A 13,326-nucleotide genomic window follows, 5' to 3' on the forward strand; every position below is an offset into this window, starting at 1 on the left:
GCAGCATGCCGAGGGCCCCGGAGTCGATCGACTCCGGGGCCCTCGGTCTGTCCTGGGGGCGGTCGCACGCCCTTCTCAGTCGTGCCAGGCCCCGTACTCCTCAAGGAGCGCCTGGAGCGGCTCGAAGACGCCCGGGGAGGCCGCAAGGGTCAGCTCGCCCGACGGCGCCCGGCCCGGCCGGCCGCCGGTCAGCGCGCCCGCCTCGCGGGCGATCAGGTCGCCCGCGGCCAGGTCCCAGGGGCTGAGCCCGCGCTCGTAGTAGCCGTCCAGGCGGCCCGCGGCGACGTCGCTGAGGTCGATGGCGGCGGAGCCGCTGCGGCGGATGTCGCGCAGCCGCGGGATCAGCCGCTGGGCCACGTCCGCCTGGTGGGCGCGCACGGTCTGGACGTAGTTGAAGCCGGTCGAGACGAGCGCCTGGTCGAGCGGCGGGGCCGGGCGGGCGGCCAGCCGCCGCCACTCGCCCTGCCCGCCGGCCCGGAGGTATGCGCCGCCGCCGCGCACGGCCCGGTACGTCTCCGAGCGCATCGGGGCCTCCACGACGCCGACGACCGTCTCGCCGTCCCGTTCGGCGGCGATGGAGACGGCCCAGGTGGGCAGCCCGTACAGGTAGTTGACCGTGCCGTCGAGCGGGTCGACGACCCAGCGGACGCCGCTGGTGCCGGCGCTGGACGCGCCCTCCTCGCCGAGGAAGCCGTCGTCGGGGCGGTGCTCGGCCAGGAAGCCGGTGATCAGCTTCTCGGCGGCGATGTCCATCTCGGTGACCACGTCGATCGGGCTCGACTTGGTCCTGGCCACGGACAGGTCCTGGGGCCGCCCGTCGCGCAGCAGGACGCCCGCCCGGCGTCCGGCCTCCAGGGCGAGGTCCAGCAGCTCTGCGAGGAGCGGGTCGGTCGGGACGGTGGTGTCGGTCATGGCGTCTCCCTACGCGTACGGGCTGTCGGCGCCGGCCGCCGCGGGCCGGTCGGCCCGGGCCGGGCAGCAGCCGATGGGGCAGAGGTCGTGCGAGGCGCCGAGGGTGCCCAGGGCGCACCGCTCGACGACGGCGCCGCCCTCGGTGGCCGCGCGCTCCAGGACGAGGCCGCGGACGGCCGCGGCGAACCGGGGGTCGTCGCCGACCGTCGCCGAGCGGCGCACCGGCAGGCCGAGTTCGGCGGCCTTGGCGGCAGCCTCGGTGTCGAGGTCGTACAGGACCTCCATGTGGTCCGAGACGAAGCCGATCGGCACCATGACGGCGGCCGGGACGCCGGCGCCGTGCAGCTCCTCCAGGTGGTCACAGATGTCCGGTTCCAGCCACGGGATGTGCGGGGCGCCGCTGCGGGACTGGTAGACGAGCCGCCAGGGGTACTCGACCCCGGTGGCCTCGCGGACCGCGTCGACGATCACCTGGGCCACGTCCAGGTGCTCCTTCACGTAGGCGCCGCCCGCGCCGTGCTCCTCGACCGGGCCGGAGGAGTCGGCGGCCGAGTCCGGGATGGAGTGGGTGGTGAAGGCGAGGTGGGCCCCGGCCCGGACGGACTCGTCGAGCTCGGCCAGGGAGGCGAGGACGCCGTCGACCATGGGCTCGACGAAGCCCGGGTGGTTGAAGTAGTGCCGAAGCTTGTCGACCCGGGGCAGCGGCAGCCCCTCCGCCTCCAGCGCCGAGAGCGCGTCGGCGAGGTTCTCGCGGTACTGGCGGCAGCCCGAGTAGGAGGCGTACGCGCTGGTGGTGAGGACGGCGATGTGCCGCCGGCCGTCCGTGACCATCTCCCGCAGGGCGTCGGCGAGATACGGCGCCCAGTTCCGGTTGCCCCAGTAGACCGGCAGGTCGAGCCCGGCCTGCGCGAAGTCCTCGCGCAGCGCGGCGAGCAGCGCGCGGTTCTGGTCGTTGATGGGGCTGACGCCGCCGAAGAGGAAGTAGTGCTGCCCCACTTCCTTGAGCCGCTCCGTGGGGATGCCTCGGCCGCGGGTCACGTTCTCCAGGAACGGGACCACGTCGTCCGGTCCTTCCGGACCGCCGAAGGAGAGCAGCAGCAGGGCGTCGTACGGGGCTGGATCGCGCTGATCGGACATGGCACCGATCCTGCCACCCGGCGCCGACAGCGCATGGTCCGGCCCGTCTGCGTGTGGGACGGGCGTCCGGAAAAGTTCGTGACCCATTCGCTTCGAAGCCGTAGGCTTTAGCTATTAATTACACGTGTTGACCAACTGACACACGCTGAGCCGACGTCCGGAGATCCACTTGCCCAGTCCCTATCGCGCGATCTTCGAGGCCCCGGGCACCCGGGCCTTCTCGGTCGCCGGCTTCGTCGGCCGGATGCCGCTGTCCATGATGGGCATCGGCATCGTGACCATGATTTCCCAGGTCACCGGACGGTACGGACTCGCCGGCGCGCTCTCTGCGGCGCTCGCGCTCTCCGCGGCGGTGCTCGGCCCCCAGGTCTCGCGGTACGTGGACCGGTACGGGCAGCGCCGGGTGCTGCGGCCCGTGACGCTCGTCGCGGTGGCGGCGGGTGCCGGACTGCTGCTCTGCGTCACGTTCGAGGCGCCGGACTGGACGCTCTTCGCCTTCACCGCCGTCATCGGCTGCGTGCCGAGCCTCGGCGCCATGACCCGCGCACGCTGGGCGTCGATCTACCGGGGCCAGGGCAGCATGCTGCACACCGCGTACGCCTGGGAGTCGATCGTCGACGAAGTGTGCTTCATCTTCGGTCCGATCATCTCCATCGGCCTGTCGACGATCTGGTTCCCGGAGGCCGGCCCGTTGCTCGCGGGCGTCTTCCTGGCGATCGGCGTCTTCTGGCTGACCGCCCAGCGGGCCACGGAGCCGAAGGCCCACCCGCGCGAGGAGCACAGCGGCGGCTCGGCCCTGCGCTCCCCCGGTCTTCAGGTCCTCGCCCTCACCTTCGTCGCCGTGGGCTCCGTCTTCGGCGCGGTGGACGTGGTGACGGTCGCCTTCGCCGAGGAGCGCGGCTCGAAGGCGGCGGCCAGCCTGGTCCTCGCCGTGTACGCGCTGGGCTCCTGCCTGGCGGGCGCGGTCTTCGGGACGCTGCGCCTCAAGGGCGATCCGTCGCGCCGGTGGCTGCTGGGCGTGACCACGATGGCCGTGAGTATGATCCCCCTCCTACTGGCCGGGAACCTGCCGTTGCTGGCCGTGGCGCTCTTTGTCGCGGGTATGTCCATCGCGCCGACGATGGTGACCACCATGGCCCTCGTCGAAGCGCACGTACCGCGCTCCAAGCTCACCGAGGGCATGACCTGGACAGGGACCGGGCTCGCGATCGGTGTGGCGCTCGGCTCGTCGGCCGCCGGCTGGGTGGTCGACGCCTCGGGGGCGGCCGCGGGGTACGTGGTGCCCGTCGTCTCGGGCGCGGTCGCGGTCGTGGTGGGCCTCCTGGGCTACCGCCGGCTGGGCAGGCCGGCGCCGACGCGGGAGGGGCAGCGTGAGCGAGACGCAGAAATCGCTGAGGAGCACGAGGACGGGGAGCAGCAGCCCGTGGCGTAACTGGGCGGGCACGGTGGAGTCCCGGCCGGCCCGGGAGGCCGGCCCGGCCTCCGCCGAGGAGCTCGCCGACGAGGTGCGCCGGGCCGCCGAGGACGGGCTGCGGGTCAAGACGGTCGGCACCGGGCACTCGTTCACCTCGATCGCCGCCACGGACGGGCTGCTGATCCGTCCGGACCTGCTCACCGGCATCCGCCGGATCGACCGCGATTCGATGACCGTCACCGTGGAGTCCGGCACCCCGCTGAAGCGGCTGAACGTGGCGCTGGCCCGGGAGGGTCTGTCGCTCACGAACATGGGCGACATCATGGAGCAGACGGTCGCCGGGGCCACCTCCACCGGCACCCACGGCACGGGACGGGACTCGGCCTCGATCGCCGCGCAGATCCGCTCCCTTGAGCTGGTGACGGCCGACGGGGAGCTGCTGACCTGCTCCGAGAAGGAGAACCCCGAGGTCTTCGCCGCGGCCCGGATCGGGCTCGGCGCACTGGGCGTCATCACGGCGATCACCTTCGCCGTGGAGCCCCTCTTCCTGCTCACCGCGCGCGAGGAGCCGATGAGCTTCGACCGGGTCACCTCGGAGTTCGACGCGCTGCACGCGGAGAACGAGCACTTCGAGTTCTACTGGTTCCCGCACACCGACAACTGCAACACCAAGCGCAACAACCGCAGCGCTGGCCCCGAGGCGCCGCTGGGCCGGCTGAGCGCCTGGGTCGACGACGAGCTGCTCTCCAACGGCGTGTTCCAGCTGGCCTGTTCGCTCGGGCGCGCGGTGCCGCCGGTCGTCCCGTCGATCGCCAAGCTCTCCAGCCGCGCGCTGTCGGCCCGTACGTACACCGACATCCCGTACAAGGTGTTCACCTCGCCGCGGCGGGTCCGGTTCGTGGAGATGGAGTACGCGCTGCCGCGCGAGGCGGCGGTGGCCGCGCTGCGCGAGCTGAAGGCGATGATCGAGAGCTCCCCGCTGAAGATCAGCTTCCCGGTGGAGGTGCGGACCGCGCCGGCGGACGACATCGCGCTCTCCACCGCCTCGGACCGGGAGACGGCGTACATCGCCGTGCACGTCTACAAGGGCACTCCGTACCGCGGGTACTTCAACGCGGTGGAGCGCATCATGACGGCGCACGGCGGGCGGCCGCACTGGGGCAAGGTGCACACCCGGGATGCCGCGTACCTCTCCGAGGCCTATCCACGCTTCGGCGAGTTCATCGCCCTTCGCGACCGCCTGGACCCGGACCGGCGGTTCGGCAACGACTACTTGCGCCGGGTGCTGGGCGACTGACGGGCCGTCCGGCGAGGCGATTGGTTGCATTTCGGCCCATTCCGTGAAGAACGCCCCGTGTCACGGGAGTTCACGCAGACTCAACTCCCGTACCGGCGCAGAACTTCGGCGGCGCGGCGGTCCACCCAGGTGGCCCGAATGGAGTACTGTGGCGAACCCGGGGCCGTGCTCCCTCGCGGGTTCACGGAACACCGGGTGGGGGCCGAAAGCGGCACTCGAACCGGCGGCGCCGCTGCACCGCACGGCGCCCTGCTGCACAGCGTGACCGACCGGTCACTCTGCGTTGCAAATAGGTAACCGTGCCATAACGGCGTTCCAGGGTCCAGGCCCGACACGCCGGGCAACTCGGCAAGGTTGTGGCAGGCTGCACCCGGGCAGGCCACACTCGACTAGCGGAAGCAGCGACGCACGTGACGTCGGCAGGCACCACCCGGGAGGTCCCCATGCCCGAACTGCGTGTCGTGGCCGTCTCCAACGACGGCACACGACTGGTGCTGAAGGCTGCTGACAGCACGGAGTACACGCTTCCGATCGACGAGCGGCTCCGCGCCGCCGTGCGCAACGACCGCGCACGCCTCGGCCAGATCGAGATCGAGGTGGAGAGCCACCTCCGGCCCCGCGACATCCAGGCGCGCATACGCGCCGGTGCCTCCGCGGAGGAGGTCGCCCAGCTCGCCGGCATCCCCGTCGACCGCGTCCGCCGTTTCGAGGGCCCCGTGCTCGCGGAGCGGGCGTTCATGGCCGAGCGGGCCCGCAAGACGCCGGTGCGCCGGCCCGGCGAGAACACCGGACCCCAGCTCGGCGAGGCGGTCCAGGAGCGGCTGCTGCTGCGCGGCGCGGAGAAGGACGCCGTGCAGTGGGACTCCTGGCGGCGTGACGACGGCACCTGGGAGGTGCTGCTCGTCTACCGGGTGGCCGGCGAGGTGCACAGCGCGAGCTGGACGTACGACCCGCCGCGCCGGCTCGTGCAGGCGGTGGACGACGAGGCGCGCTCGCTGATCGGCGAGACCGACGACACGATCACGGCCCCGGAGCCGAGCTTCCCGTTCGTGCCCCGGATCGCCCGACTGCCCCGGGACCGGCCGCTGGACCGCGCCCTGGACCGCCAGATGGAGCGGCAGCAGCCTCCGGCGCCGCCCGTCGAGGAGGAGAGCGAGCGGGACTCGCTCACCAGCCTCCTGGAGGCGGTGCCGAGCTTCCGCGGCGACATGGTCGTACCGGACCGGTCCGACGAGGCTCCGGCCACGGAGCCGGACCACGAGCCCGAGGCGGAGGAGCCGCCGGCCCCGGCGGCCTCGGCCGGCGCGGGCTCGGCGTACGCCGACGTGCTCATGCCGCGCGCGGTGTCGGGCCACCGGGACCGTCTGATCGGGACCACTGACCGGCAGGCGGAGGCGGACGGCGTCCGTCCGGGCCGCCGGGCGGCGGTGCCGAGCTGGGACGAGATCGTGTTCGGCACGCGCCGGAAGAAGCAGGATTAGCGGGACTGAAGCGTCAAAGGGAGGGGCCGGTACCCGAGTCGGGTACCGGCCCTTCTTGTCGTGCCGCTCCGTGTCCGACTACGGGTTCGGGCCCGTGGCCACCGGCCGGTTCGGGTCGCTGACCCACTCGGACCAGGAGCCCGCGTACAGGGCCGCCGGAATGCCCGCGATCTCCAGCGCCACGAGCTGCTGGGCGGCGGAGACGCCGGAGCCGCAGTAGACGCCCACCTCCGGCGCGTCCGCCGCGCCGAGCGCCTTGAAGCGGGCGGTCAGCGTCTCGGCGGGCAGGTACCGGCCGTCCGCGTCGACGTTCTCCATGGTGGGCGCCGACACCGCGCCCGGGATGTGGCCGGCGACCGGGTCGATCGGCTCCGTCTCGCCCCGGTACCGCTCCCCCGCCCGCGCGTCCAGCAGGAGTCCGGTACGCGCAAGGGCCGCCGCCTCCTGCGCGTCCAGGAGCCGCAGCGCGCCCGGCTCGGGGGCGAAGTCGCCCTCCTGCGGGGACGGGGCCTCGGTGGACAGCGGTCCGGTCCAGGCGGGCAGACCGCCGTCGAGGATCCGTACGTCCGGGTGGCCCGTCCAGCGCAGCATCCACCACGCGCGGGCCGCGGCCCAGCCCTGCCCGCCGTCGTACACGACCACGGGGGCGTCGGCCCGGACGCCGGCCCGGCGCATCACGGCGCCGAAGGCCGCCACGTCCGGCAGCGGGTGCCGGCCGCGGCCGCCGCCGGGCGGGTCCGCGAGCTCCGCCTCCAGGTCGACGTAGACCGCGCCGGGGAGATGCCCGGCCTCGTACGCGGGACGTCCCGGCGGGCCGCCCATCTGATAGCGGACGTCGAGCAGCACAGGCGGACGCGACCCGGCATATTCGCTCGCGAGTTCGGATGCGGAGATGATGGGTGTCATGGGAGCCATCCTCGCGCAGTCGCGGCCGGCCCTGCCGTGACCGTGTCGAGCAGGAATTCAGGCAGGGAGCGACAAACCAGACATCCTCTCGCGGGATCGCGCCGTAATCGGCGCGGTCGGGGCGCGCGACACGCCAGGTGGTGCGAGCATCGGCACGGGACACGCGACACCACGCCGCCTCGGGCCTGATCCAGGAGGACGGGCCCGGGCCCTCGACGGCCGGTCGCGTACGCCCCTGTCCCCCCGCACGGCCACCGGCGATGGTCCGAGGAGAGAGTGACGATGACCGAGGCGACTCGGCGCACACCCGGTACACCCTGTTGGGTGAGCCTCATGGTGCACGGGCTCGACACCACCCAGGAGTTCTACGGCGCACTGTTCGACTGGGAGTTCCAACCGGGCCCGCAGCAGCTCGGCCCGTACTCCCGCGCCCTGCTCGACGGCAAGGAGGTGGCGGGCATCGGCCAGCTGCCCCCCGACCGTCATCTGCCGATCGCCTGGACCACCTATCTCGCCACCGACGACGCGGACGAGACCGCCGAGCTGATCCGCTGCTGCGGCGGCACGGTCGCGGTCGGGCCCCTGGACGCCGAGGACGCCGGCCGGCTGGCGATCTGCTCCGACCCGACGGGCGCGGTGTTCGGCATCTGGCAGGCCGCGGCGCACCACGGCACCGCCATGGCGGGACCGCCCGGCACGCCGGTCTGGAACGAGCTGCTGACGCACGAGACCTCGACGGTCGGCAAGTTCTACCAGACGGTCTTCGGGTACGAGATCGAGCCGGTCGTCTCGGCCGACTTCGACTATCTGACGCTGCACCTGGACGGCCGCCCGGTGGCGTCCCTGCACGGCGTCGGCAACGCGCTGCCGCGCACCCGGGGCGCGCACTGGATGACGTACTTCGAGGTCGCCGACACCGACGGCGCGGCCCGGCTGATCACCGAGCTGGGCGGCCAGGTGCTGCGGCCGCCCCGGGAGGGCACGGCGGGCCGGCTGGCCCTGGTGACCGACCCGGAGGGCGCGGTGTTCACGATCGTCTGCTCGGCGGAGCAGGGCTGAGGGCCGCGCGAGCCCTGTGACCTACGCGTCAGCCCTCAGCGGCCCGCGCGGACGAGGCCGCGGCGCAGCCGGGACCGCTGGCGCGGCACCGTCCCGCCCTGGAGCCCCAGCTCGGTCAGCCGCTCGCGCGGGAAGCAGTGCGCGGTGCGCTCGTCGCGGGCGAGGTCGAGGAGGAGCCCGGCGACCTCGTCGCGCAGGGCGGGGTGGCTCGTCGGCCGCATGCAGTACCCGACCGCGCGGACCAGCGGCGCCAGCGTGTCGGGAGCGGCCCCGGGCACGGCGGGCGTCTCGCCGCCCTCCAGGTCCGGGACCAGATGGTCGACGACGGTCAGCGGCACCCGGTTGCTGTTCTCGTACGGGGTGAGCCGCTCCAGGACCGTGCGGGTGCCGACCCGGGCGACCGGGACCTCGTAGTACACCGACGCGGTGAGCATGGCGGTGGAGAAGCAGCCCACGACGAGCTTGGGTCGGCAGCGCTCGTAGAAGGTCTCGGCGAGCAGCGGCCCGTCCAGGACGGTCAGCCGCACCCCGGCGGCCTCGGCCGCCTCGTTCAGGGCCAGCGAGTAGCGGGCCGGGGCGGTGGGGTGCGGCTTGAAGACCACCGAGTCGTGGCCGGCCTCGGCTGCGGAGCGCAGCATCCGGACATGCAGCTCTTCCTCCTCGTCGGCGGTGAGGATGCCGAGCGCGGCGAGGTACTGGCCGAGCAGCAGGGCGGTCGGCGCGGCCGCGACGGCGCGCTCGACCTGGGGGTCGCCCTCCGCGGCGGCGGCGATCTCGGAGAGGACCCGGCGGAAGGCCGCGTCGGGGACCAGCTCGGCCTCGACGCCGTACTCGGTCAGCAGCATCGGGCGCAGCCCGGGCACCAGGTCGAGGTGGAGGAGCCGGTGGATGCGGCAGGCGATTGACTGGGGCAGGTCGTCGCGGGTGGGGCCGTAGCTCATGAGGCCGTCCGCGTACACCTGGATGGAGCTCTCGGCGAAGGCTGCGGCGAGCGCGCGGGCCGGGTTGACCTGGATGGACTCGACGATCAGCTCGACCGGGGCGTCGTCGAGGTCCCAGGCGGTCCGGAAGACCCGCTGCCACAGCGGGGCCTCCTCGGGGCGCGGGCTCCAGGTGCCGGGGTGGTGCGGCCGGATCGCGTCGTTCCAGTCGATCACGCCGTCGAAGCGGGCAGCGATCGCGTCGTAGCCGGTCATCTCCGCGAGACGCAGCGCGGTCTCGGGGATCTCGGCGTTGTTGGAGACGAGCAGCAGGCGGCGGGCGTGGTCGCGCGGGCCGAACTGCCCGGCGTCCAGGGCGGCGGCGAGGGTGGCCGCTCCGTAGAGCGTGGACACCTGGAAGAGCTGTGTGCGCATGGGGGGTTCGGGCTTCCTGCGGGGTTCGGGCGTCATGGCGGTTCAGGCGGCCCTTCGGGCGCCGCGCAGGCGCTGGAGCAGCGTGCTGCGGGTCGTGTCCATCGTCGCGAGCGTCTCGTCGAGGACCCCCTGCGGCATGCGGGCGAGCGCGTCGGTCACGTCGCGCCTGAGCCGCTTGGCCACGGCGGGCTCGTACTGGTCGGCCTTGGCCATGTGGAAGGCGATCATGGCGCAGTAGGTGCGGACCGCCTTGGGCAGGAAGCGGTCGGCATCCGGGTCCTGCGAGACCTCGTCCAGGAGCAGGTCGTACGACGGAATGAAGTCGAGCTGCCGGTTGTCGGTGATCTGGGTGAGCGAGGTGGTGACGCCCCGCCGGTAGAACACGCCGTGCAGCGAGAGCGCCGCGTACGTGGTGGCCTTGAGGTGCAGCCGCCAGACCCAGAGCCGGTCCTCGGCCGTGCGCAGCTTCGTCTCGAAGCGCGACTCGCCGTCGCGGAAGAGGCGGCCGCTGTAGATCCCGAAGGGGACGAACGGGTAGTCCACCATCGTGACCATGCTGGCCGGGGCGATCCCGTCGCGCGGGTTCATCACCGTGTCGCGCGACTTGGCCGGGGCGTACCGGATCTGGCGGTTCCGGCCGTTCGACTGGACGTGGTCGGTGCGGGCGAAGTCGCAGCCGAGGGCCTCGACGCGGTCCACCATGGCGCGCAGGTGGCCCGGGGCGTACCAGTCGTCGCCGTCGAGGAACGTGATGTAGTCCCCGGTCGCCGCGTCGATGCCGGTGTTGCGGGCCTGGGCGACGCCCTGGTTGGCGGCGTGCCGGATCACGGTGGCGTTGGGGACGCGGCCGCTCCAGTGGTCGAGCACGTACGGGGTGTCGTCCGTCGAGCAGTCGTCGATCAGCAGGAACTCGAAATCCGGGTCCGCGTTGTTCGCGAGGCTGCGCATGGTGTCGGGGGCGTACGGCCCGACATTGTGGAACGGTACGACGACGGACAGCTTCGGCACACGGATTCCCCACACTCGAACGGCACTCCGCGCGGCACGCTAGCCGTCCCCGATTCCGGCGGAACGAGCCTGAGTGGCACGGCCGGTGAACTCTTGCCGTCGTACGGAGAAACCGCGCCCGGGCGGTCGTACGGAATGACCGCGCCGACGCCGGTGCAGCAGTCCGACGGCGGCCAGGGCGAGCAGCGCCGTCGCGCCGACCGCGCCGCCGAGCCGCAGCCCCGGCGGCCGGAACACGCAGGTGACGGAGTCCGCGCCGGTGCCGAGCGGGACGGCGAGCAGGCCGAGGTGGCGGGCGGCGGGGGCGGGCTCGGCGTCGTCCGCGGCGCAGCGCCAGCCGGAGATCCGCGGCGCGGCGACGACGGCGGTCCCGGTGCTGCTGGGCGGCAGTTGGGCGGTGAGCGTGTGGCCGGTGACCCGTACGTTCGTGGCGCCGGTCGTCGTCAGCGCCCGTACGGCGCGGTCCAGGCGGTCCTGGACCAGGCAGCCGACGGGCTGCCGCGGGAGAGCGGGGTCGGCGGCCTTCGCGGCCTGGAGGGCGATCCGTACGGCGCCGGAGGACGGGACGGCGCCGAGCGACTGCATCGGGCCGCGGACGGAGGGCGGCTTGCCGGCGAAGTCGACCGGCGGCCGTCCGTCGAGGGCGGCGGTGCCGGTGTACTCGGGCGCCCAGAACCACACCTCGGAGCCCGCGGGGCAGGTGCCGGTCAGGGTGACCGCGCCCTTGCCCGTCGCCGTACGGCGCGGGTCGCCGGGCGCGGCGTACACCTCGGAACCGAGCAGCAACTCCTGGTTCACGAAGGCGGAGTCGCCGAAGCGGGCGGGTGAGTCCACCCGACCGGTCCGGACGGTGACCAGGGGCGGGGCGGGCCGCTCGACGGTGCTGACGGTGGCTTCGGGGAGGGTGTCCTCGTCGAGCGGGGCGGTGGGCTTCGAGCGCATCCGCGCGCCGATGGAGAAGATCGCGTCGGTGACCGGGTTGTCGAGGCTGACCGGGTGCCGTCCCTTGGCGTAGTAGCCGAAGCCGAGGGCCGACAGGGTCTCCGAGTACACCTGGGAGGTCAGGCTGCTGTAGTAGTCGGCACCCTGTCCGCCGACCACCAGGACGTCGTTGCCGCCCGGGGTCTCCCCGGGGTCCGTGCGCCGGCTCGGCCAGGCGTCCGCGCGGGCGGCCGCCCGCGCGACCTCTTCGTGCCAGGGGCCGAACCGCGGGGCCCAGGACACCTTGCTCAGCTGCTCCCGCTCGATGCGCGCCCCGGTGACGGCGGCTTCGCCGGCCTGCGCGGCGACGAGCAGGGCGACGGCGAGCACGGGCAGGGCGCGGGCCACGGAGGGCCGGGACGCGAGGGGCCCCCTAGGGCCTGTCCGACCCTGATCCGCCGGACAGGCCCTGGGCGCAAGGGCGGCGCAGCCCGCGGCGAGCACCGCGAGAGCGGCGGCCGCCCCCAGCGCGGGGAAGGTCCACCGGTCGACGTCCACGCTGTCCCGGGCGGCGAAGGCCAGTACGGCGAGCAGCACCCCACCGCCGAGCAGCGCCGGGAGCCGCGGCAGGCCCTGGGCCGTGGAGAGCCAGGCGGCGACGAGCAAGAGACCGCACAGGACGAAGGTCTGGCGGTACGGGATCCCGTTCGGCGAGGCCCCGGCGTGCCAGAGCAGATGGGTCGGCTCCCACTGGAGGGAGAGGGCCACCAGGATGATCGCCGCCGTCCAGACGATCCGGTCCCGGCGCGACACGGCCGTGTTGAACGGCAGGGTGAGCGCCAGCGCAAGCGCCGCGGTGCCGATGTACAGGGCGGGTGTCGCCACGCTGGCCGTGGCGGGCAGCAGCCGGGCGAACACCTCGGTCCATGGGACGGCCGCGAAGGAGGTCGGGGGCGTCGGGTCGGCGACCCGGGTGGCGAAGAAGACGACGGCGACGAGCGGTGCGGCAAGCCCGAGGCCGAGCAGCACGCTCCGGGACGCCCGCAGCAGCCCGGCGAGGCGGCGGCGCGTGCCGTCGTCGGCTGTGGCCAGCCGGACGATCAGGACGACGGCCGCGCCGATGGTCGCCATGTACGCGGTGTAGAAGTTCGCGATCCAGGCCAGGGCCACGACGAGCGGCCCGAGAACCGGCCTGCGCCCGGCCCGCGCCCACTCCCCGACCAGGCACAGCAGCGGGAAGGCGACGAGGCCGTCCAGCCACATCGGCACCGTGGCCCCGTAGTTGAAGGTCCAGCCGGAGAGCGCGTACGCGGCGCCGAGCACGGCGGCCACCGGCCAGGGGCCGCGCCGCAGCGTCAGCAGCAGGCACGCCATGGCGGCGCCGGCCGCGGTGATCTTGGCGGCGGTGACGACGTAGAGGGCGAGCTCGATCCGGTCGGCCGGGAAGAGCACCACCAGGAGGTCGAACGGGCTGCTCAGATACGTGCCGAAGTCGCCGAGGAAGTTCGACCCGAAGCCGGAGCTCCAGTTCACGAACAGATCCCCGTCCGCCTCCCCGTGCAGGAACCTCCGCCAGTACGCGTGGAACGGCAGGTACTGCTGCCCCAGGTCGACGATGTTGCGCGTGGTCGGCCCGAACGGATACGTCCCGGCCAACAGCCCCGCGAGGCACAGCACGACACAGGTCAGCCCGCCGGCCGCCGCCGCGGCCCGGAGCCGTATGCGCGCCCCCTGCCGCCGCGGCGGGCCCCCGTCGTCGGCTGCGGGGACGGTCCGGTCAAACAGGGTCTGGGCGGCAGTCGGCACCCGGCCATTACCCCCGGGCCGGGCGACCCG

10 protein-coding genes are annotated in these 13,326 nt (G+C 73.5%); 4 read left to right on the forward strand and 6 right to left on the reverse strand.

What is annotated here, in order from left to right; all coding sequences use genetic code 11:
- Positions 1–75: 75 nt before the first annotated feature.
- Both VIU94_RS41070 and VIU94_RS41075 read right to left on the reverse strand, forming a co-directional pair.
- Positions 76–912, reverse strand: coding sequence for an inositol monophosphatase family protein (locus VIU94_RS41070; RefSeq protein WP_331920150.1), 837 nt, complete (start codon positions 910–912; stop codon positions 76–78).
- A gap of 9 nt (positions 913–921) precedes the next feature.
- Positions 922–2,049, reverse strand: coding sequence for a ferrochelatase (locus tag VIU94_RS41075; protein WP_331920152.1), 1,128 nt, complete (start codon positions 2,047–2,049; stop codon positions 922–924).
- A 169-nt stretch (positions 2,050–2,218) separates the two neighbouring features.
- Between VIU94_RS41075 and VIU94_RS41080 the strand changes: the two genes are divergently transcribed.
- The 3 genes from VIU94_RS41080 to sepH all read left to right on the forward strand — a co-directional run bounded on the left by VIU94_RS41080 (position 2,219) and on the right by sepH (position 6,241).
- Complete coding sequence (locus tag VIU94_RS41080; protein WP_331920154.1) at positions 2,219–3,481, forward strand: MFS transporter; 1,263 nt, start codon at positions 2,219–2,221, stop codon at positions 3,479–3,481.
- The gene (locus VIU94_RS41085; RefSeq protein WP_414721101.1) at positions 3,441–4,760 is read left to right on the forward strand and encodes an FAD-linked oxidoreductase, L-gulonolactone oxidase family; all 1,320 of its coding nucleotides are present in this window, start codon (positions 3,441–3,443) and stop codon (positions 4,758–4,760) included. Before VIU94_RS41080 ends, VIU94_RS41085 begins: the two co-directional genes overlap by 41 nt.
- A 410-nt stretch (positions 4,761–5,170) precedes the next feature.
- Positions 5,171–6,241, forward strand: coding sequence for a septation protein SepH (gene sepH / locus VIU94_RS41090; RefSeq protein WP_331920158.1), 1,071 nt, complete (start codon positions 5,171–5,173; stop codon positions 6,239–6,241).
- 78 nt (positions 6,242–6,319) lie between these two features.
- Here the strand turns inward: sepH and VIU94_RS41095 are convergent, their stop codons facing one another.
- The gene (locus VIU94_RS41095) at positions 6,320–7,147 is read right to left on the reverse strand and encodes a sulfurtransferase (protein WP_331920160.1); all 828 of its coding nucleotides are present in this window, start codon (positions 7,145–7,147) and stop codon (positions 6,320–6,322) included.
- A 282-nt stretch (positions 7,148–7,429) separates the two neighbouring features.
- Here VIU94_RS41095 and VIU94_RS41100 point away from each other — a divergent pair, with 282 nt between their 5' ends.
- The gene (locus VIU94_RS41100) at positions 7,430–8,206 is read left to right on the forward strand and encodes a VOC family protein (protein WP_331920162.1); all 777 of its coding nucleotides are present in this window, start codon (positions 7,430–7,432) and stop codon (positions 8,204–8,206) included.
- Positions 8,207–8,241: 35 nt separating this feature from the next.
- Here VIU94_RS41100 and VIU94_RS41105 read toward each other — a convergent pair whose 3' ends face one another.
- Genes VIU94_RS41105 through VIU94_RS41115 form a run of 3 tightly spaced genes read right to left on the reverse strand, consistent with a single transcriptional unit; the run spans position 8,242 to position 13,296 of the window.
- On the reverse strand, positions 8,242–9,561 hold the full coding sequence (locus VIU94_RS41105; RefSeq protein ID WP_331920164.1) for a polysialyltransferase family glycosyltransferase: 1,320 nt from the start codon (positions 9,559–9,561) through the stop codon (positions 8,242–8,244).
- 42 nt (positions 9,562–9,603) lie between these two features.
- Positions 9,604–10,569, reverse strand: coding sequence for a glycosyltransferase family 2 protein (locus VIU94_RS41110; RefSeq protein WP_331920166.1), 966 nt, complete (start codon positions 10,567–10,569; stop codon positions 9,604–9,606).
- 39 nt (positions 10,570–10,608) lie between these two features.
- Complete coding sequence (locus VIU94_RS41115; RefSeq protein ID WP_331920168.1) at positions 10,609–13,296, reverse strand: YfhO family protein; 2,688 nt, start codon at positions 13,294–13,296, stop codon at positions 10,609–10,611.
- Positions 13,297–13,326: the final 30 nt, after the last annotated feature.

It is taken from the genome of Streptomyces sp. (assembly GCF_036566765.1).
Lineage (GTDB): Bacteria > Actinomycetota > Actinomycetes > Streptomycetales > Streptomycetaceae > Streptomyces.

Excerpts from the sequence above, each read along its gene's own strand:
- VIU94_RS41105 (WP_331920164.1), bottom strand. The coding sequence starts at position 9,561 with ATGCGCACACAGCTCTTCCAGGTGTCCACGCTCTACGGAGCGGCCACC.
- VIU94_RS41070 (WP_331920150.1), bottom strand. The coding sequence starts at position 912 with ATGACCGACACCACCGTCCCGACCGACCCGCTCCTCGCAGAGCTGCTG.
- VIU94_RS41075 (WP_331920152.1), bottom strand. The coding sequence starts at position 2,049 with ATGTCCGATCAGCGCGATCCAGCCCCGTACGACGCCCTGCTGCTGCTC.
- VIU94_RS41095 (WP_331920160.1), bottom strand. The coding sequence starts at position 7,147 with ATGACACCCATCATCTCCGCATCCGAACTCGCGAGCGAATATGCCGGG.
- VIU94_RS41100 (WP_331920162.1), top strand. The coding sequence starts at position 7,430 with ATGACCGAGGCGACTCGGCGCACACCCGGTACACCCTGTTGGGTGAGC.